Origin of the sequence: Thioalkalivibrio sp. ALR17-21, from assembly GCF_000420185.1 — a bacterium.
Taxonomy (GTDB): domain Bacteria; phylum Pseudomonadota; class Gammaproteobacteria; order Ectothiorhodospirales; family Ectothiorhodospiraceae; genus Thioalkalivibrio; species Thioalkalivibrio halophilus.
In genome coordinates this window covers 1-20,730 of the sequence record NZ_ATUL01000028.1, presented here as the reverse complement: position 1 = coordinate 20,730, position 20,730 = coordinate 1, and the positions used below count along the sequence as shown (strand labels likewise).

The 20,730-nt window shown below is 68.4% G+C and carries 11 protein-coding genes and 1 pseudogene; 9 read left to right on the top strand and 3 right to left on the bottom strand.

Annotated features, from left to right (window positions below; translation table 11 throughout):
- The first annotated feature begins 5 nt into the window (after nt 1-5).
- The 3 genes from G020_RS0112555 to katG all read left to right on the top strand — a co-directional run bounded on the left by G020_RS0112555 (nt 6) and on the right by katG (nt 4,172).
- Nucleotides 6-896, top strand: coding sequence for a hypothetical protein (locus G020_RS0112555; protein WP_231363093.1), 891 nt, complete (start codon nt 6-8; stop codon nt 894-896).
- Between the two features lie 58 nt (nt 897-954).
- Nucleotides 955-1,797: a PH domain-containing protein gene (locus G020_RS0112550; RefSeq protein WP_024329831.1), complete on the top strand. Its 843-nt coding sequence runs from the start codon at nt 955-957 to the stop codon at nt 1,795-1,797.
- 149 nt (nt 1,798-1,946) lie between these two features.
- Nucleotides 1,947-4,172 (top strand): catalase/peroxidase HPI, encoded by a 2,226-nt coding sequence (gene katG / locus G020_RS0112545; RefSeq protein ID WP_024329830.1) that lies wholly within the window; start codon nt 1,947-1,949, stop codon nt 4,170-4,172.
- 62 nt (nt 4,173-4,234) lie between these two features.
- Here katG and G020_RS0112540 read toward each other — a convergent pair whose 3' ends face one another.
- Nucleotides 4,235-4,798 (bottom strand): hypothetical protein, encoded by a 564-nt coding sequence (locus G020_RS0112540; protein ID WP_024329829.1) that lies wholly within the window; start codon nt 4,796-4,798, stop codon nt 4,235-4,237.
- Nucleotides 4,799-4,911: 113 nt separating this feature from the next.
- On the opposite strand from G020_RS0112540, the gene G020_RS0112535 reads away from it, so the two are divergent.
- Nucleotides 4,912-5,583 (top strand): hypothetical protein, encoded by a 672-nt coding sequence (locus G020_RS0112535; RefSeq protein ID WP_024329828.1) that lies wholly within the window; start codon nt 4,912-4,914, stop codon nt 5,581-5,583.
- Between the two features lie 21 nt (nt 5,584-5,604).
- Here the strand turns inward: G020_RS0112535 and G020_RS0112530 are convergent, their stop codons facing one another.
- Nucleotides 5,605-6,543: a pentapeptide repeat-containing protein gene (locus tag G020_RS0112530; RefSeq protein ID WP_024329827.1), complete on the bottom strand. Its 939-nt coding sequence runs from the start codon at nt 6,541-6,543 to the stop codon at nt 5,605-5,607.
- A gap of 62 nt (nt 6,544-6,605) precedes the next feature.
- Entirely contained in the window at nt 6,606-9,311 is a 2,706-nt protein-coding gene (locus G020_RS0112525) for a response regulator (RefSeq protein ID WP_231363092.1), read from the bottom strand.
- 189 nt (nt 9,312-9,500) lie between these two features.
- On the opposite strand from G020_RS0112525, the pseudogene G020_RS15640 reads away from it, so the two are divergent.
- The 5 genes and pseudogenes from G020_RS15640 to thiI form a co-directional block, all read left to right on the top strand.
- Nucleotides 9,501-9,677: pseudogene (locus G020_RS15640) on the top strand (ESPR domain-containing protein); the annotation flags it as partial.
- A gap of 192 nt (nt 9,678-9,869) precedes the next feature.
- Nucleotides 9,870-16,724: an autotransporter domain-containing protein gene (locus G020_RS14710; RefSeq protein WP_231363091.1), complete on the top strand. Its 6,855-nt coding sequence runs from the start codon at nt 9,870-9,872 to the stop codon at nt 16,722-16,724.
- A gap of 129 nt (nt 16,725-16,853) precedes the next feature.
- Complete coding sequence (locus G020_RS0112510; protein WP_024329823.1) at nt 16,854-18,062, top strand: diguanylate cyclase domain-containing protein; 1,209 nt, start codon at nt 16,854-16,856, stop codon at nt 18,060-18,062.
- A gap of 158 nt (nt 18,063-18,220) precedes the next feature.
- Nucleotides 18,221-19,189 (top strand): DUF523 and DUF1722 domain-containing protein, encoded by a 969-nt coding sequence (locus tag G020_RS0112505; protein WP_024329822.1) that lies wholly within the window; start codon nt 18,221-18,223, stop codon nt 19,187-19,189.
- Complete coding sequence (gene thiI / locus G020_RS0112500; RefSeq protein ID WP_024329821.1) at nt 19,186-20,724, top strand: tRNA uracil 4-sulfurtransferase ThiI; 1,539 nt, start codon at nt 19,186-19,188, stop codon at nt 20,722-20,724. The genes G020_RS0112505 and thiI overlap by 4 nt, the downstream gene beginning before the upstream one ends.
- Nucleotides 20,725-20,730: the final 6 nt, after the last annotated feature.

Below are 20,730 nucleotides of genomic sequence, written 5' to 3'. Positions count from 1 at the left end.
GGGCGATGATCGAATCCGGACCGGTACGGCTGGCCACCTGGCGCGTCACGGGCGTTGCCGGACTGATCCTGTTGCTGGCGGGCTGCGGACGGGCCTTTCCCGAGCCCGCTCCCGAGCGCGAGTTTGCCGACGGGCTGTCGGCGCAGACCCTGTTCGACCGCACGCTGGAGGCGCACGGGGGCGATCTGCGCGAGGATCCGCGCGATTTCAACATGGCCACCGACGGCGAGTGGGGACGCATGATCCAGCGCGTGCAGCCGCTGGTGGCGGATACCGGTTTCCGCGGACGCTCGGAAGAACGCTATCGCCCGGCGGATTCGCTGTATGTGCGCGAGTACACCGGGCCCGAGGGCGTAAAGCACGTGTTCCGCCACGAGGGCACGATCAGCGTGTACTACAACGGGGAGTTCGAGACCGATCCGGACCGGGTCGCCGCCACCGCGATGACCATCGACGCCGGCGAGCTGTTCCATTTCGGCCCCAGTTTCGTGAAGCACCGCGCCACCGATCTGCAGCGCCTGCCGGACCGGCGCGAGGATGGCGTGGGCTACCATCGGGTGCTGGCGACCATCGAACCGGGCTTCGGCTTTGCCGAAAGCGACGAAGTGGTGATGTGGATCCATCCGGAGACCGACCGGCTGTACCGCGTGCACATCACGCTCGAGGGCTTCGAACGCACGCAGGGGGCGCACGTGGACACCACGTTCCTGGAGTACGAGGAAGTCGGGCCGTATGTCCTGCCGTCGCGCTTCGAGGAACGGGTGCGCGGGCCGCTGCGCCTGCACGTGCATGACTGGTGGGTGACCGGACGCGACATGGATCGTGGCTGGGAGATCGAGGACGTGCGCGGACCCGGGTTCTCGGGCGCGGCCGAGCCGCCGGCCGCCGAGGAATAAGCCGTTCGCTGATAGACTGGCGTCCTTTTTCGGGAACGGATAATCGCGAGAGGGCTTGATGGCGCAGGGTTTCTGGGCACGACTGGGGCGGCAGATGCCGCTGATCCTGGCGGTGGCAACGGTGATCTCGCTGCTGGGGGCCATGCTGGTTCGAGGTGGCAGTTCCCTCGGGTTCGTGGCGGCGTTCGTGGTGCTGCTGCCGCTGACACTGGCAGCGGCGCTGATCCGCTGGTGGCCGGGCGGGCGCACGGCGCGCGAGGTCTGCCGTGGCGAGCGCGTGCGCCGGGCGCTGTGGATGCTGGCGGCCGCGCTGATGATCTCGGCGGTCATCACCCTGGTGGCCGGGGTCGCGTGGTCCGGGGCGCGCGTCGGCAACATGCTGCTGGTGGCGGGCATCCTGCTGCTGCCGCCGGCAGTGCTGATCAGCCTGCTGGTGGTCCTGGGGCGGCGTTCCATCGAACTGCGCGAAGAGCTGGAGCCCGGGGCGCATGTGGAACTGGAGACCAATGCCCACTGGGCGGTGTTCCTGCCGGCGCTGGGGGTGCTGGGGATCACGGCGCTGCTGGCTATCGGCCCGCTCGGGGTGTGGGGCCTGGGCGCGGCCGCAGTGCTCTACCTGGTGGTCCTGCCGGGGCTGGCGATTCGGGGGCTGGCCAGTTTCGTGAACTCCGAGGCGGTGCTGACCGATCGTTACCTCCACGTGGCCAGCGGGCTGTTGTGGCAGCGCGCGGTGCGCTTCGATCTCAAGCGAGTCGGCGACATCGGGGTGAAACAGCACTGGCTGGGACGGCGCCTGGGCTTCGGCAAGGTCACGGTGGTCGATGCCGACGGGCACGCGAAGGTCGTGCCCGGCCTGCGCGATCCGGCCGGCCTGGTGCAGCGGGCCCGGGCCCGGCTCTGATCCCCAATAGGTGAACTCTATCAAGGCCATGTGAAGTCAATAATGGCTTTTATGGCTGCTCCTGCTATACCTCAGGACAGGGATACGCATGGATCGAACGAGATCGCTTGCGTGCGTGTCCACGAATACAACGCAAGAAGGAGAGAGAGATGGCAGGAGACAAAGCGAACGCCGAAGGCAAGTGCCCGGTGATGCACGGAAGCCGTACTCGCAACGATGCCGGCGGCGGTGGCCCGCGTGACTGGTGGCCGAACCAGCTGAACCTGGGCATCCTCCACCAGCACGGGATCGAGTCCGACCCGCTGGGGCCGGAATTCGACTACGCCGAGGCGTTCAGCCAGCTGGACCTGAAGGCGGTCAAACAGGATCTGGCCGATCTGATGACCGACTCCCAGGACTGGTGGCCGGCCGACTACGGCCATTACGGCCCGTTGCTGATCCGCATGGCCTGGCACGCCGCCGGGACCTATCGCATTGCCGACGGCCGGGGCGGGGCCTCCACCGGCAACCAGCGCTTCGCCCCCATCAACAGCTGGCCGGACAACGCCAACCTCGACAAGGCGCGGCGTCTGCTGTGGCCGATCAAGCAGAAATACGGCAACAAGATCTCCTGGGCCGACCTGTACATCCTGGCCGGCAACGTGGCGCTGGAATCCATGGGCTTCGAGACCTTCGGCTTCGGTGGCGGCCGCGAGGACATCTGGGCCCCGGAAGAGGATATCTACTGGGGTGCCGAGGACGAGTGGCTGGCGACCAGCGATCACGCGAAGAGCCGCTACTCCGGCGAGCGTGAACTCGAGAATCCGCTGGCCGCGGTACAGATGGGCCTGATCTACGTGAACCCCGAGGGTCCGGATGGCAACCCCGATCCGCTCAAGTCGGCGCACGACATCCGCGAGACCTTCGAGCGCATGGCGATGAACGACTACGAGACGGTGGCACTGACCGCCGGCGGGCACACCTTCGGCAAGGTGCACGGCGCGGGCGATGCCGCCCACGTGGGGGCGGAACCGGAGGCCGCGCCGCTGGAGGAGATGGGGCTGGGCTGGAAGAGCAGCTATGGCTCCGGCAAGGGCCGCGACACCATCACCAGCGGGCTGGAGGGATCCTGGACCCCGACCCCGCGCCAGTGGGACATGAGCTATCTGGAGGTCCTGTTCAAGTACGACTGGGAGCTGTCGAAGAGCCCGGCCGGGGCCTGGCAGTGGGTACCGAAGAACCTCGCCGACGAGGACCGCGCGCCGGATGCCGAGGACCCGTCGCAGAAGGTCGGCATCATGATGACCACCGCCGACATGGCGATGCGCGAGGATCCCGAGTACCGCAGGATCGCCCTGCACTTCAAGGAGAACCCGGAGGAGTTCGCCGACGCCTTCGCGCGCGCCTGGTTCAAGCTGACGCACCGTGACATGGGGCCGAAGGATCGTTACCTCGGGCCGGAAGTCCCGGACGAGGACCTGATCTGGCAGGACCCGGTGCCGCCGGTGGATCACGTGCTGATCGACGAGCAGGACGCCGAACGGCTGAAGGCCGGGATCCTCGCGACCGGTCTGTCGGTGCAGGAGCTGGTGGCCACCGCCTGGTGTTCGGCGTGCACCTTCCGTCAGTCGGACAAGCGTGGCGGGGCCAACGGGGCCCGCATCCGCCTGGCGCCGCAGAAGGACTGGGAGGCGTTCGAGCCGCAGCAGCTGGCGAAGGTGCTGGAACGGCTGGAGGGCGTGCGCAAGTCCTTCAATGACGAGCAGTACGGGGACAAGCGCATCTCCCTGGCCGACATGATCGTGCTGGGCGGAGCGGCCGCGATCGAGAAGGCCGCGGCGGATGCCGGGCACCCGGTGTACGTGCCGTTCGTCCCCGGCCGCACGGATGCGACCGAGGAGCAGACCGACGCCGAGTCCTTCGAGCCGATGAAGCCCGAAGCCGACGGTTTCCGCAACTACCGCCGGGCGCGCTTCACCGTGGCCGAAGAGGAGATGTTGCTGGACCGTGCCCAGCTGCTGGGCCTGACGGCCCCCGAGATGACGGTGCTGGTAGGCGGCATGCGTGCCCTGGACGCCAACCACGGCGGCTCGAAGGATGGCGTGCTGACCGAGCGTCCCGGGCAGCTGACCAACGACTTCTTCGTCAACCTGGTCGACATGGGCATCGAATGGCAGCCCGTGGGCGAGGAGGCCGACCGCTTCGAGGGGCGTGACCGCGCCACCGGCGAGAAGAAGTGGACCGGGACCCGCGTGGACCTGGTGTTCGGCTCCAACTCGCAGCTGCGGGCCCTGGCCGAGGCCTATGCCCAGGACGACGCGGCGGAGAAGTTCGTCTGGGACTTTGTCGATGCCTGGAACAAGGTGATGAACGCGGATCGCTTCGATCTGATGTAAGTCGATTGCCGTAAAACCGGAGCCCGCCCTGCCCGCAGGCGAACAGGGGGCGGGCCCCGGCCCTACTCCTGTTCGGGCAGGGTGGTGTCGAACTCCACCTCCACCGAGCGCGTGCGCGACGGATCCGTCTCCTCGCTCAGCGGATCCTCCCGGTGGTGCAGCTCACCCGATACCCGGCCGCTGATGCGGGCGGTATCCCCGTCGACCTCCAGCCGGTCGAACTCGTACTCCACATTCTCGAGCTGGTCGTTCCCCACAAAATCGGGGCCGCCGGCCTGTTCGTGGTAATAGCTGACCTCCACCCTGCCCACGTTGTCGTTGAAGGTCGTCACGCTGACGATCAGCGAGCCCAGGGGGTTGGGCGTGCTGCCGTCGCGCAGCCCGTGCAGGTTGAACAGGCGGGCCCCGGCTGGCAGGTCGGTGAAGAAGGCCGGCCCCCCGTCATCCGTGTCGAAACGTTCCCAGGTCCGTTCCTCGCCATCCACCGTGCCGCGGATGATCTCTTCGCCGGCATGGGCCGTTCCGCTGAGAATCAGCGCCGTGGCACCCAGGATCGCACCGGCACCCCCCAGCAGACCGAGTGCGAGGGCGGCACGGGGCAGACGGGTTTCATCCAGTTGCTGCATGGGGACTCCAGTAGAAGGGATTGCACCAAAAGCCTAAACTTCCGTCCTTCGTACGGCACTCCCCAAACGAAGGGGAACGTCGCGGTCAACGCAAACAAGGACGGTAATCCGCCATGGAGACCTTTTACACCAGGCTGTCAGAAAAGATCAGTGATCTCATCCTGGCCGTGATCGCGCTGGGACTGTTGGTGGTCTCGGTGGAATACGTGCAGTTCCTGACCGATCACCCGTCCACCATCCGGGACCCGGAGTTCTGGAAGCGCATCGCGCTGACGGCACTGGTTACGGTCTTCACCGCCTACAAGTTCGTCGCCTACTCGGCCTATTTCTGCAATCCCGACAACGGCGCCCGCCTGGCCGGGCTCAGCCCGCGCCGCATCGTGGTCCTGTTCCTGCTGGATCTGGTCGAGGTCACGCTGGTGGCCTGGCTGTATGCCATCCTGCTGATCGGTCACCTGACTTCGCTGGGCGGGCGCGAGGCCACCATCAGCGTGGAGCTGGGCGCCACCATGCTGCCCTTCCTGTTCCTGTTCCTGGCGCTGTGGCATCTGACCGTACTGGTCTGGTACCGGGTGGCCCGCGGTGGTTACCGCGACATGCTGATCCACCTGGCCTTCGCGCTGGCCTACCTGGCCATGATGACCCTGCTGCTGGCGGCCGACACCGTGCGTTACAAGGAGCTGTTCGACTGGGGCGCGATCGCCTTCTTCGCCGGCTGCGTGGCGCTGCTCTACTGGGTCAAGGGCATCCCCGACATCCGCAACGCCCTCGAAAAACCTGCCTGACACGGGGCTGCCCGGCGCGCATCACTCGCAGGTGCCGACGGCCTCGGGCGGGCAGCGCGAGCCGTCGGGCCACAGCGCACGGCCCAGGCGGGCGCCGCTCAGGTCGGCGTCCTGCGGGTTGGCTTCGCGCAGGTCCGCGTGGCGCAGGTCGGCGCCGGAGAAGTCCGTACCGGTCAGGTCCGTGCCGCGCAGAGTGGCCCCCCGCAGCCGGGCGTCCGTCAGGTGTGCGTCGGCGAGGCTTGCGTGGGTCAGGTCGGCGAATTCCAGCAGGGCCCCGTCCAGCCGGGCCCCCTGCAGGCGGGCGCCGGGCAGCCGGGCCTCGCGCAGGCTGGCGCGCGTCAGGTCCGCCTCGCGCAGGTCGGCCACCGGCATCTCGCAGCGGTTCCAGTTGACTTCCGGGGCCGGCGGGGACGAGCAGTCGCGGGCGGGGGTCTCCGGTGGCGGCTCGCGCAGCAGCCACAGCAGCAGGATCGCCACGACCAGCGTCACCCCCAGCGTGATCCAGCGGCGAGGCCCGCGGAGGATCGCGGGCACGTGCCGTGCCGGGAGGGTCAGCAGTTCCGCCCACTGCTGACGATGGGTCACGGTCTCGGGCGATTCGGGCCGGCGCCGCTCGCCCTCGCGGCGTTCGAGGAGTTCCGGCGGGGTGTCCTCGTCCGGGGCGCGGCGTTCGCGCAGGCGCTCGTCCTCGCGCAGTCGGGCCTGCTGCAGGCGTTCCAGCCCCTCCGGGGTGTCGGTATGCAGCAGTTCCTCCGGGATCAGCTCGGGTACCTCGCGCAGCGGGTACCACAGGTGCGGCGTCGGCCCGACTTCATCGTCCGGGGTCAGCCGCCCGAGGATCAGGTAGCGCCGGATCAGGTGGGCAGGAAACGGCCCGTGCACCTCGCCGTCACGCCGGGTGTACCACAGCTCGTAGCCCTCGCTGTCCCGTTCCGGCGTCTCGCCCGGCTCATCGCTCATGGCTGTCCCCTTCCGCACCTGCGTGCAGTTTAGAAGAGTCTGCGGCTACGCGCGGGCCGGTTTCAGGCGAGCCGTTGCTCGATGCGTTGCGCACGTGCCAGCAGGTCCCCCTTGCGTTCCGCGTCTTCGACGCGGGCGGCCACGAAACGGGCGGTCCGGATCACCAGGCCCCAGCGCGGGCGTCCGGGAAGCGTCTCCGGATCGCAGTAACGGTCCAGCGTGCGGGTCTTGCGCGTGGTGTCATCCAGGGTCACGGTCCACAGGCCGCTCTCTTCGGCAAGATCGGCCCGGGTGAGGCCGGTTTCCAGCTCCCAGCCGCGCAGGCTCCGGGTCAGCAGGGTCGCTAGCTGCGTGCGCAGGTCTTCTTCGTCACCGTCCGGCCGGTGTGCCTCCTTTTCTTCCAGGGCCCAGCGCATCTGTTCGTTCTCGTGGACCTGCAACTGGGACTGCACCCGGGCCAGCAGTTCCTGACGGTAGAACGGCTTGGGCAGGTAGTCGTTGGCTCCGGCCTGCAGCCCTTCGACGATGTCGTGTTCACGCGTTCGCGCCGTGACGAGGATGATCGGCAGCGAGGCCGGGTCGTGTTCCTCGCGCAGTCTGCGGCAGACGGTCAGGCCGCTCATGTCCGGCATCATTACGTCCAGCAGAACGAGCTGCGGGGCCTCGCGGGCGATGCATTCCAGTGCCTGTTCGCCGGAACTGGCCCGGCTCGTGCGGTAACCCTCCAGTCCCAGCTGGGTCTCGAGGACACGCGCGGCGCTGTCTTCATCTTCCACGATCAGGATGTGCGCCCCGGTGGTTGCACCGGGCCGGGTTGCCGTGGATTCCCCGGCCGGTTCCGGGTCGGTGGGCTGCGCCGCAGTGGTCGACGTCGGGCCGACAGAGGGGACGGCCGAGCGAGCGATCTCCAGGCAGAAACGGGCCCGGGTCCCGCCGTCCGCTCCGCCGGAGAGCTCCAGGCGGGCGCCGTGGCGCTCCAGGATCTGCCGGCTGATGGCCAGTCCGAGACCAACCCCGCCGCGTCCGGTATCGGTGGATTCGTGGCCCTGTTCGTAGGGTTCCTGGAGACGTTCGGGATCCAGTTCGGCGATCCCGCTTCCGGTGTCTTCGACTTCCACACAGACGGTTTCACCCTCGCGGCGCGCCCGCAGGACGATGCGGCCCGCATCGGTGTATTTCACCGCGTTGCCCAGCAGGTTGAACAGCACCTGATGCAGGCGGTCGGCGTCGGCCCGTACCGCCGGAAGATCCGCCTCGATCTCGGTTTCCAGTGCCACCGGCCGGTCACCGAGCAGGGGGCGCACGGATTCCGCGGCCGTGTGCAGAAGCGGGGCCGGCGCGATCGCCTCGGGCCGGATGTGCAGGTCACCGTGTTTCAGGCGCGTGAACGAGAGAATGTCGTCCACCAGCCGGGTCAGGCGATGACCGCTGGACTGGATCAGGTCGAGGGCCTGCGCCTGGCGCGGATCGTCGCGCGGGAGTGATTCGGCCATGCCGATCATGGCGTGGAGCGGGGTGCGCAGCTCGTGGGAGGTGCTGGCCAGGAAGTCATCCTTGAGGCGGTTCGCGCGGCGCAGCTCGGATTCCAGCTGCTGGCTGCGTTCGAAGGCTCGCGCGTAGCGGCGCGAGAGGGTGATGGCGTGCAGTGCCACCGCAGCCAGGACGCCGGTATTGGCGACCGCGTTGCGAATGCCCATCTCGTTGAACCACAGGATCTGCAGGATCGCACTAGCGGCGACGACTGCGGAGCCCAGCAGGATGGGACCCGCGTCCGGCACCCCCCGCCACCAGGCCCGTGCCACGAACGCCAGGGCCAGCGCCAGCATCCCGGTGAGGAAATAGAGAAGCCAGCCCACGGCTTCGCTGCGTGTCATTTCCGAGCCCAGGAGGGTGATGGCCAGATAGATGACCAGCGGGGCCAGCACCCAGCGCGTGTAGCGCATGGGCAGTTCACGCGGGAACAGCGACGACAGGAACAGGAGATAGAAGGCCGCCGCCGTCAGGGCGGTCAGGCCGTCGAGCGGACGCGCGATCTCGATTGGCAGGTGCCAGCCGATATGCACCAGCAGCTGCCCCGTCAGCGCGGTCTGCAGGCCCCAGGCGACGATCGCGATGCCGAAGAACAGGTACATGGACTCGTTCTGCCGCAGGCGGAACAGCACCAGCTGCGACAGCCCGAGGAGGATCAGTCCGCCCGAGAGGGCCGCATTGCCGACCAGCTCGCGCGCGACGTTGTGCTCCATCACTTCGGGGGTGGCCAGCTCCAGGGGGTGCGGGAAGCCCGCCGCGCGCGAGGTGAAGTTGCTGACGTGAAACAGCAGCTCCAGCTCCTCGCCGGGGTCGTCGATGACCACGCGCCGCTCGCCGTAGTCCGGGCGGCTCTCGTCGGCCGAGCTCCCGGGTTCGCCCACCTGCGCCACCCGTTCGCCATCCACATACAGGTGGTAGGCCGAATACACCATGGGCACGCGCAGCACCACTCGTGCGGGCGGGTCTTCCAGTGCCACGCGCAGACGAAAGCCGCCATGGCCGGCAGCGGGAAGGGCGGTTCCGTCGATGGTCAGCCCGGTCCAGCTCCCGGGCAGGTTCATGCGGGCGTCCGGTTCGTCCTCCGCGCCCGGTGCCGGAAACTTCTGCCAGAAGAACTCCCAGGGGCCGTCCAGGGTGTGTACGCCCTCCCCGGTGTCGAGGGGCGGGGTATCGGCATTCACAGTCGGGGCCGAAAGCCCGAACAGCAGGGCGAGCACCAGCGCGAAGACCACTGTCACCGACGTTTCCGGCGGGCCGCGACGCGCGCGGGCCGGGTTCATGTCTGCGGGGTGTTGCGGGGTCCGGGCATCTCTGGATCCATCCAAAGCACTGTTTCCAAAGGAGTATACATTCTGTTCCCGATTGTTCCTAGGCAGCGTCCGGGGGCCGGCGGCAGTTTGACGAGTTCATGAGAACGCCCGGGCTGCATGCGGGCAGCGGACGAAAAAACGGAACTCCAACGGAGAACGGACACCATGAACCAGACTTTCCGCCTCGTCTTCAATCGCGCTCTTGGAACCTGGCAGGTCGCCGCCGAAATCGCCCGCGGCCATTGCAAGGGGCGTAGCCGGCAGACCCAGTCCGCCCTTCCATCCTCGGGAGGTGTAGCACTGGCCGGACTCGTGCTCGCATTCGGTGGGCTCACACCGGTCGCTGCGAATGACGAGATTGGCTGGCTGGGTGAGTCGAGCGAGAACTGGATGAGCAGCGAGAACTGGTCTGAGCCCCGCGTTCCGGCCCCAGGGGACGAGGTGTACATCGTTGACCCTGAAGACGAAGGGGTTCATGCGCCTCGCTTGTTTGGAGACAACCACCCGACCATCGAATATCTGGAGGTGGGGGCCAGCAACCCGGATACCCCGACCCTCACCATCGAGGATGGTGCCTCCCTGACCGTGATCGCCGAGGGGGAGGGGGATCCGTATGGCATGGTACGTCTCGCTGCTGCAGAAGGTGGTTATGGCGAAGTGCGTATTAGAGGGGAGGGTTCTACGCTTACATCCGACCTGCTTTTTGTTGGCAGTGACGGAACCGGCCGTCTCTACGTCGAGGACGGCGCCACGTTGGTGACGGCAGACCATGGGTTGGACAACGAGTCTGTGACCCTCGGCTCTAGCGGATCAGGCCAGGCTGTGGTCAGCGGCGAGGATTCCGTCTGGGAGATCGCCGGAGATGTCTGGGTCGGTGGGGATCCCCGGTCCGCCGATGGCCCAAAGCAGGGCCTGGTGCGAGTGACTGACGGCGGTCATGTGGACGTGCAATGGGACCTGATCCTCGCTCACGACGAGGATGGGACAGGCGTCCTCGAGATTGGGGCCGCAGGGGGCGACCCCGGTACCGTGGGTGTGAGTTCCGAGGTCCATGACTTTGCGGTACGGGGCGGCCCCGGTCACAGCCTGGTCGATTTCAGTCACGCGGCCGACGAATATTACTTCACCGATGACGGCACGGCAGATGGTGTCCCGACCCTGCTGAGGGAGGATCTGCGGGTCCGGCATATCGGCAGCGGAACAACCACCCTGGTGGGGTCACACGATTATACCGGATGGACCCGCGTGGATGACGGTGCGCTGGCAATGGAGGACGGCACATTCGAGATTGGCAATGTGGACGTCAGGAGCGACAGCACGTTTCGTGTAGGCCCGGATGGCGTCGTGAACGCCGATGAGGGGCGACTGCACCACGAGGACACCCGGATGCTGGTCGATGGCACGGACGCCCGATGGAGCAGCGACAGTCTGAGGGTCGATGCCGGGGAGGTGGTGGCGCAAAACCGCGGACTTGTGGACGTGTACGAACTCTTTCTTGGCGAAGATGCACACGACGCACGGGTCGGGGTCGAGGGTGGAGGTTCGCTGGAAGTCGACCATCGCCTGATCATCGGGCACGAGGGCTCCGGGACGCTGGAGATCGTGGACCAGGGCAGCGTGCGCGTCGAGGACGAGATGACGGTGGGTCGTGATGGAGAAGGCTCGCTGCTGGTGGATTATTCGATCCTGGAAGTGGCTGGCGACAGCCCGCTACGCCTCGGTGAGTCCGATACCGGGAGTATGGTCGTCCGGAACGGAGATCCGGATCGGGCCTTGCTCCGCGCGAGGTACATGCACATGGGGATCGAATCGGACGGTGCCGGGGAATTGCGCGTTTCTGGTGCGGACACCCTCGTCGACATTACCAGCGGGCTTGATGTCGGCGTCGAGGGCGAAGGTGTCGTTGTTGTGGAGGACGGCGCCCGATTACAGGGGAACGTGCGGCTTGGTACGGAATCCGGGGGCCAGGGAACCCTTGAGGCCTATAGCGAAGGGACCCGGCTCGAGGGTGGGTACCACTTTGCTGTCGGAGAATCGGGGGATGGCGTGGCCCTGCTGGCCGATGGCGCCGTGGCCGGCATGGACCTCGTTGCCCTCGGGCGGCAGGATTCGTCGACCGGGCATCTGCGGCTTGGTGAGGGCGATGCAGCCGGTATCGTCGATGCGAGGGAGGGTATCGAATATGGAGATGGAGACAACCTGCTGGAGTTCCACCACGACGAGGATGACTACCACTTCACGCGGGACGGCACTGTCGAAGGTTCAGCCGTTGCACTGAACGCCCGAAACGATGACTCCAGCACGCTCGATGTGCGCCAGCGCGGGGAGGGTACGACGATCCTGACCGGCGATTACGATTTCGAAGGCGGGGTGGAGATCCTGGAGGGCACGCTGCAGCTGGGGGCTGGCGAAGATACAGGCAGCCTGACCGCCCCGGTCGAGAACGACGGCGTGCTGGCCTTCAACCGCGCCGACGAGTACACGGTTGAGGCGGACGTCTCGGGGGGTGGTGACCTGGTGCAGCGTGGCGAGGGCACGCTGATCCTGGACTCGGAACAGGACTACACCGGCGAGACCCGGGTGGAGTCCGGCACCCTGGTGGCGGATGCGGATCTGAGTGCGGCCTCGGCGCGCGTGCTGGACGGGGGCACGCTGGCCGGGCGCGGAACCCTGGGGGATACCACCGTGGAAGATGGGGGTCGCCTGGATCCGGGCAATTCGGTCGGCAGCCTGACCGTGGACGGCGATTTGCTGCTTTCGCCCGATTCGCGGCTCGATTTCGCCCTGGGCGCACCCGGCGAGGATGAGCCGGATGCCGGTACCAGCGACCGCATCGAAGTGACGGGCGATCTCACCCTGGACGGGGTGCTGGACCTGCGTCAGAGCGAGGATGGGGACGATGGCGACGCCGGGTTCGGGTATTACCGGCTGATGACCTGGGAGGGCGCGCTCACCGACAACGAACTGGAGATCGGCGAGAGCCCGGAACTGGACGAGGGGGCCCTCTTTCTGCTGAACCCGGAAGGCGGGTATCTGGACATGCATGTGGCGGTGGCCGGCGATGACACCCTGCAGCACTGGCAGGGCGGGGACGGGACCTGGAGCGATGCCTCCGAGCAGTGGATGAACGATGGCGGCGAGGTCGCCGTTCCCTGGGCCGGCAACCATGGCGTGTTCCGGGACGAAGGGGATTATCGGGGCGGGACCGTTGAGGTCGAGGGCACCCAGTCGTTCAAGGGCCTGCAGTTCGTCGACGAGGATTACCGCCTGGAAGGACCAGGGGCCATCGCCCCCGACGCCGACGAGGACGGTGAACTGCGGGTGCTGGCGGACCGCGCCGAGATCGCGGTGGACATCACCGGTGATGGCGAGTTGTACAAGACCGAAGGCGGTACTGCCGTGCTGACCGGCGAGGCCACGCACACCGGCGGCACCCGTGTCGAATCCGGTGTCCTGCAGGTGGGCGATGGCGGAACCGAGGGTCGGCTGACCGGCGACGTGGAACTGCTGGAGCCGGGCACCCTGCGGATGGACCGCAGCGACGCCGTGACCCTGGACGGGGACGTGACCGGCGATGGTGACCTGGTGCATGCCGGCGACGGGACCCTGGTGCTCACCGGCGACGTGGCGCCCGGAGAGACCCTCATCGAAGGCGCCACCCTGCAGGTGGGGGACGGCGGTGAGGCCGGGACGCTCGATGGCGACGTACACAATGACGGCACGCTGGTATTCGATCGCGCCGATACGGTCGTGTTCGGCGGCGCACTCGAGGGCGAGGGCGATCTCGTCCAGCGTGGTGAGGGCACGCTCGCGGTCGACGGGGCTCAGGCGCTGGAAGGCGAGACCCGTGTGGAATCCGGCGTGCTGCGGGTCGATGGTGATCTGGGGGGATCCGCCACCACGGTCACCGACAACGCCACGCTGACCGGCGACGGTACGGTCGGTGCGACCCGCGTCGAGGACGGTGGCGTAATGGACCTTTCAGCCGGGGCCGGGGCACTGCGGATCGACGGCGATCTGGCACTGGACCCGGACGCCACGCTGGATGTGGCGCTGGGAGAACCGGGCGAAGAAAACCCCGCCGACGGTGTGAGCGGCCGCGTGGAGGTCGCTGGCGACCTGACCCTGGACGGGACCCTGGATCTGCGCGCCAGCGAGGCCCCGGATGCCGGCGATCCCGGGCTCGGTTACTACCGCCTGATGACCTGGGAGGGAGACCTGAATGACCGCGATCTGGCCGTCGGCGACCTGCCGGAACTGGAAGAGGATGTCCTGCACGAGCTGCAGTACGGCGATGACCGGCTGGACCTGTTCATCGGCCTGGAAGGCGACGACAGCCTGCAGCACTGGCAGGGTGGCGATGGTACCTGGACTCAGGACGGGTCTGACTGGCTGAACGATGGCGGCGAGATCGCCGTCGCCTGGGGCGGGCAGCACGCCGTGTTCAAGGACGCCGACCCCTATCGCGGCGGCACCGTCGAGGTCGAGGGCACCCAGGCCTTCGAGGGCATGCAGTTCGTCGACAGCGGCTATCGCCTGCGGGGTGACGGCGAGCTCGAGACATCCGACGAAGGCGAGATCCGCGTGCTCGCCAGCCATGCCGACATCCGCGCGGACATTACGGGCTCCGGCGCGCTCACCAAGACCGAAGAGGGGACCCTGCTGTTCTCGGGGGATGCGGATCATGCCGGCGGCACGGACGTCGAGGCCGGCGAACTGCTGCTGGACGGCGGGTCCATCGACCACGCGGGTGCGGAGACCCGCGTGGGCATCGATGGTGGCACGGCCCGCCTTGGCGTGGAGGACGGCGCGACCGTGCGGGATGGTGGTGCCACCCTCGGCGAATATGAGAACGCTGCCGGCCATGCCCGGGTTCAGGGTGCCGGTTCCCGCTGGGAGAACGATGGCGGCCTGCGGGTCGGTGCCGCCGGCGAGGGTGAACTGGAGCTTCGGTCCGGAGGTGAGCTGGTCAGTGATTTTGCCTACATCGGGGCCGCCGGGACCGGCAGCGGTCGCATGCACGCCAGCGGCGACGGGACCCACGTCGATATCGCGGACGACCTGATCGTCGGTGACGGCGGGCAGGGCCGGGTCGAAGTCGAACGGGGTGCGCGGCTCGGCGCCGGGGCACTGGACATCGGGTACGCGGACTCGGCCGAAGGCAGTACGACGGTGGCGGGTAACGCCGCCCGCCTGGAGGTCGACGGGCGCCTGACGGCAGGCACCTTTGGTGAAGGCGAACTGGTGATCGCCGACGGCGCCGAGGTGCAGTCCGGCAGTGGCTCGGTTGCCCGGTTCGCTGAAGCCGGCGGGCAGGCCGCGGTCACCGGTGAGGGCTCGCAGTGGGCGATGGACGGCATGCTCGAGGTCGCTGCGGGGCGGGATTCCACAGGCACCGTGCAGGTCGCCGAGGGCGGCCGGATCAGCGCCGGTGCCGCCGTGGCCCTGGGTGCGGGAGCGGACAGCGACGCCACCCTGGAGATCGGCGGCGCGGACGCCGCCGGGGTCGTGGAGGCCGAACGGATCGAAGGAATGGGAGACGGCGCCACCCTGAGCCTCACGCACGGTCAGGAGGACTATCACCTGACCTCCGACGGCACCGCCGGAGGAGACCCGGTGACGCTCTCCGGCGACCTCGATGTGGTGCACGCGGGCTCCGGCATGACCGTCATCGAGGGCGAACACGACCTGAGCGGCGATGCGGACGTGGCTGGAGGCAATCTGCGCGTGAACGGCTCCATGGCCGATTCGGCGGTCACCGTGCACGCCGGCGCGGTAATCTCCGGCACCGGCACCGTGGGCGACCTGAACGTGGCGTCCGGCGGGCAGGTGCGGCCCGGCAACTCGGTGGGCACGCTCGCGGTGGCCGGCGACATGACGCTGGAATCGGACAGCGTCCATGTGGTGGAAGTCTCCGAGGACGGATCGGAGGCGGACCATACCGGCGTTGGCGGCGAGCTGACCATCGAGGACGGGGTGCGGCTCCACGTCACCGAAGAAAACGGCGGAGATGGCCGTCTGTTCGAGGGCGACGAAATCACCCACACCGTGCTGACCGCGGAAGACGGCGTGGACGGCAGCTTTGACGAGGTCTCCGACGATTTTGCCTTCCTGGATACCTCGGTGGCGTACTCCGATACCGGGGTGCAGCTGACCCTGTCGCGGGTGGCGGTGTTCGAGAGCGCGGCGGAAACCGCCAACCAGCGAGCCGTCGCGGGGGCCCTCGATGAACTGGCCGGCGACGAACGCGTTTCCGCGCTGGTGGATTCGCTGCTGGTCCGGGATACGCACGGTGCCCGTGCCGGCCTGGATTCTCTGAGCGGTGCGGATCATACCCATGCCCAGCAGGTCGGCATGCGCAGTGACCAGCGTTTCCGGGGTCTGCTTCGGGGACGCATGGGGGGTACAGTCGCTCCGGCCGCCGGGGAGGTGGCAAGTCTGTCCGACCTGGCCGGTACGCAATGGGCCTCCGCGGGCAGGCCGTCCGGTGCTTCGGCAACGAGTACGCCGGAATCGGATCGCCGCTGGTGGGTGCGTGCCCAGGGCGGTCAGGGAGAGATCGATGACACCTCCGGTGCGGCCGGCTCGGACTACAGTTTCGGAGGCATTGCGCTGGGGGCTGACACGTCCCTGGGAGAAGACGGCTTCATGGGGGTCGGCCTCGGCTTCAGCCGGGCAACCGCGGACAGTGGGGCGGCCGACATCGACGTGGATTCCTGGCAGGTGGCCGTCTACGGCGGCTGGGAACGCAACGGCTATTACGTGCGCGGTGATATTGGTGCGAGTTACCACGACGCCGAAACCGATCGCGACGTTGCGTTGACCGGTGACACCGCGGAGGCGTCCTATTCCGCGACGGGCGTTGGGGCCGGCGTGGAATTCGGGCGCGGCTTCGACGTCGGAGAGCGGACCCGCGTGTCGCCATTCGCCGGGCTGGATTATCAGCAGCAGAGCCGCGAGTCGTTCACCGAATCCGGCGCCGGCCAGGCGAACCTGCAGGTGGACAGCGAGCGCGAGCATTCGCTGCGGACCCGGCTGGGCGTGAATCTGGACCAGCATTTCGAAACCGCGGGCGGGGCGGAACTGGTTCCGAACGTCGAGGTGGCCTGGCTGCAGGAACACGGTGACCGGGCCAGCGAGATGCGCACGGCTTTCGACGGGGCACCCGAGCAACGGTTCACCATTGAGGGGCCGGAACTCAGTCGTGACCGGATCCACGTGAATGCGGGACTGAGTGCCCGTTTCGGTGAAGGAAGTCGGGTGGATGTCGGTTATCACGGGGAATTCGCGAGTTCTGATGACGTCCACGCGGCGGGGATTACCTTCCGGCAGAGCTGGTAGTGCGACTGTCAGCAGTGGCTTCGGCCATCGGCCGGGGGAGGGCTCAATACCGCCCGGTTTGCGCGGTTGTGTTGCCGGGGTGTGATGGCGTTCGAATAGTGCCGGAGGCACGCAGCGGGCGGGGAGCGCATGCAGTTTTCGCAAAGGGTGAAGCGGATTGGCGGGCGGCTGGTGAGTGCCATCACCCTGGCGTTCGTGATCCTGCTGGCGGGCATGCTCGTGGTGGTGGCCAACAGCGTCTGGCAGAACCAGCGGCTGCTGGACGAGCTCCACCACATGACCGAGGAACGGGCCCAGCGGATCCAGCTGGCGTCCGATCTGCTCGAGGCGGCCTACAACCGGCACCAGACCATGGTGAATCAGGTGCTGACGGATGATCCGTTCGAGCGTGACGACCTGCTGATGGAGTACCACCGCTGGGGTCACCGCGTCGGTGAGGTTCGCGCGGCCCTGGACGAGCGCGTGACCGAGGCGGTGGCCCGCGAGCGGCTGGAGGAGCAGGATGCGCTGATCCCCGAGATCGTGGAGCTGCAGGACGAGGTCGTGGACCTGGCATCGCGCGACGAGATCGAGCCTGCGATGGCGATCCTCAGTGAGCGCCTGTTCGACCTGGATCGCGAATTCGATGCATCGATCGAGGCACTGCGTGCCCACGAGCGGGCGCAGATGGAGGCCGCGGCCGAACGTGCGCGCGAGGTCGGGGCCAATACGCAGCGGTTCATGCTGGTGTTCGGGGGAGGCGGCGTGCTGTTTGCCCTGGCCCTGACGCTGGTGACCCGCCGGACGCTGGTGGCGATGCATCATGACCTGCGTGAACAGGCCTCCCGGCTGGAGGAAGCCGGCCGTCGGCTGGAGCACGAGGCCACGCACGATCCCCTGACCGGCCTGCCCAACCGCCGTGCCTTCTATCGACGGCTGGAGGACGCGATCGAGCGCGGCCGCGAGACCGGCGAAACGTTCTCGGTGGCCTTCATCGACCTGGACCATTTCAAGCCGGTGAACGACCGCCTGGGGCATGCTGCGGGGGATGAGCTGCTGGGGGTGGTGGCCCGGCGGCTGGAAGAAGCGGTTCCGGAGACCGCGTGCGTGGCGCGCGTGGGCGGCGATGAATTCGCCGTGCTGCTGGCGGGCGAGGCCTCGCCGGACACGGCTGGCGAGCGGCTGAAAGCAGCGGTGAGCCGGCCGCCGGCACAGCTGGCCGCGGGGGCGGTGACGCCCGCGATGACCCTGGGCTGGGCCCGCGGCCCGGGAGACGGTGATCCGGATACGCTGCTGGGGCGCGCCGATCGCGAGATGTATGCCCGCAAGGCGGGTCGCACCTCGACGCCGTCCTTGTAGCGACGGGTCACCGTGCGAAGAGGCCCGCCAGAGCTCGGCCGGACCCTGCCGACGCACTTTCCCGGAGGTTTCCATTTCCTTTGACCTTCGGGGGCGCCTACCATATGTGCTCCGAAGTACCGAGAACCGGGGCCGGTGGAAGGCTACGGCGCGCAACGATGAACGATCCCGACACTGTCCCGCCACGACCCCGTCTGGGGGTCTCGCGCTGCTTGCTGGGCGAGCGTGTGCGCTACGATGGCGGTCACCGCCGCGACGACTGGCTGACGCAGGTGCTGCTCCCGCATGTGGAGCCCGTGGCCCTGTGTCCGGAGGCCGAGGCCGGTCTGGGCACGCCACGCGAGCCGATGCAACTGGAGCGCGGCCCCGGCGAACGGCTGCGTCTGCGCGGACGCGAGAGCGGGCAGGACCATGCGCCGGCCCTGCGTGCCTGGGTCGATGGGCGGTTGCCGGAACTGGAAGGGCCCGCGGGTCCGGATGGCTACGTTCTGAAGGCGCGCTCGCCCAGTTGCGGGCGCGCGGTGCCGGTCAACGGCCAGCGCGAGCCGCGTCCGGGGCTGTTCGCAGCCGCGCTGGAAACGGCTGCCCCGTCGCGGCTGCTGGTGGACGAGACCGCGCTGCATGATGCAACGGCGCGCGAGGCGTTCGTGATCCGGCTGTTCGCCCTGGCGCGGCTGCGCGAACGCCTGGCCGGCGAGTGGACCGCCGGTGACCTGTCGGCCTTCCATGCGCGCGAGAAGATGCTGCTGCTGGCCCATGGCCGGCCGGACTACGACCGCCTGGGTCGCCTGGTGGCGGCCGCCGGGACGCGTCCGCGCGCGGAGCTGGCGGCCGAATATGCAGAGGTGTTTGCCCGGGCGCTGGCGCGCGGGACCACGCGCGGCGCCCACGTGAACGTGCTGCAGCACCTGCTGGGGCATTTCCGCGAATATCTGGCCGCGGACGAACGCGCGGACCTGCAGGCCGCCATCGAGGACTTCGGCGCGGGTCGCCGGGACCGCATGTCGGTGGTGCGCCGGCTGCGGGAAGATGCGGACGCGCTGCAACTGGACTGGGTGCGCCGGCAGAGCTATCTGCGGCCGGCGCCGGATGAACTGCTGACGGGTGAAGACCCCGCGAACGAATGACTGCCGAATCCGATCTGATCATTCTCCGCCAGGCGCCGGAGATCCACCTGAAGGCGCCCGGTACGCGGCGCCATTTCACCCGCATCCTGCAGCGCAACCTGCGCAAGGCACTGGAAGGGATTCCGCATCGTCTGGCCACCGCGCAGGGGCGTCTGCTGCTGCGCACGGCGGAGCGCGAGCGGGTGCTGGAGATCCTGCCGCGGGTATTCGGCCTGAGCACCTTCTCGCCGGTGGTGGCCGAGGTCGAACCCGAGCTGGAGGCCATCGTCGACGGCGTGCGGCGGCATTTCACCGAGGCGGTGCGCGGCCGGACCTACGCGGTGCGCTGCAAGCGCCAGGGGACCAAGCGCGTGTCGGCCACCCGCATCGAGCGCGAGGCGGGCGCGGCCCTCAATGGCCCCGGGCGGGTGAACCTGGATGCGCCCGACGTGACCGTGCGCATCGATCTGCAGGAGGATCGGGCCTGGCTGTTCAGCGAGCGGCGGCGCGGGGCCGGCGGGCTGCCGCTGGGAGTGCAGGGGCGCACGTTGGTGCTGCTGTCCGGGGGCTTCGATTCGGCGGTGGCCGCGTGGTACATGATGCGTCGTGGCACCACGGCGGATTTCGTGTTCTGCAACCTCGGCGGGGCCACCCACGAGGCGATGGTGGCGGCGATCGCGCGGCGTCTGGCGAGCGACTGGGCGCACGGCACCCGTCCGCGGCTGTACGTGGTCGATTTCGAGGCAGTGGTGGAGGACCTGCGCGCCAGCCTTCCGGGCGACATGTGGCAGATCGTGCTCAAACGGCTGATGTACCGCGCGGCCGAGGCGGTGGCGGCGCGCAGCGGGGCCGAGGCCCTGGTCACCGGCGAGGCCCTGAGTCAGGTGTCCTCGCAGACCCTGTCCAATCTGCAGACCATCGACGCGGCGGCTACGCTGCCGGTGCTGCGCCCGCTGATCGGTTTCGACAAGCAGGAGATCACCGACCGGGCGCGGGCGATCGGCACCTTCGAGCTGTGCGAGCGGGTGCCGGAGTTCTGCGCGCTGTCGGAGCAGCCGCCGCTGGTCGAGAGCCGCACCTCGCGCATTGAACGCGCCGAGGCGGCGCTGGATCCGGCCATTCTGCAGCAGGCGATCGACGCGGTGTGCGAGCGCGATCCGCTGGCGGCGGATGACGGACCGGACGGGGTCGCGGACGGGAGCGAAGGGATCTTCGTGGACCGCATCCCCGAGGGGGCCACGGTGATCGACTGCCAGCCACCGGAGGCCTACCGGCAATGGCACTGGCCGGGGGCGGAAAACCACCCGGCCGACACCCTGCTGCACACGTTCGCCGACTGGCCCGCCGACCGCGAATACGTGCTCTACTGCCAGCGCGGCAGCAATTCGGCGGTGATCGCCGAGCGCATGCAGCGGGCCGGGTTCCGCGCGCGGGCCTTCCGCGGCGGGCTCAATCGCCTGAAAAAGCAGGAGGCCAGCCCCCTGGCCGATCGGGCATCAGGCCCGGCCCCATCGGCCGGAGGGCCGGCCTCCTACGCGGCCGGGTTTGGCCTGTAGGAGGCC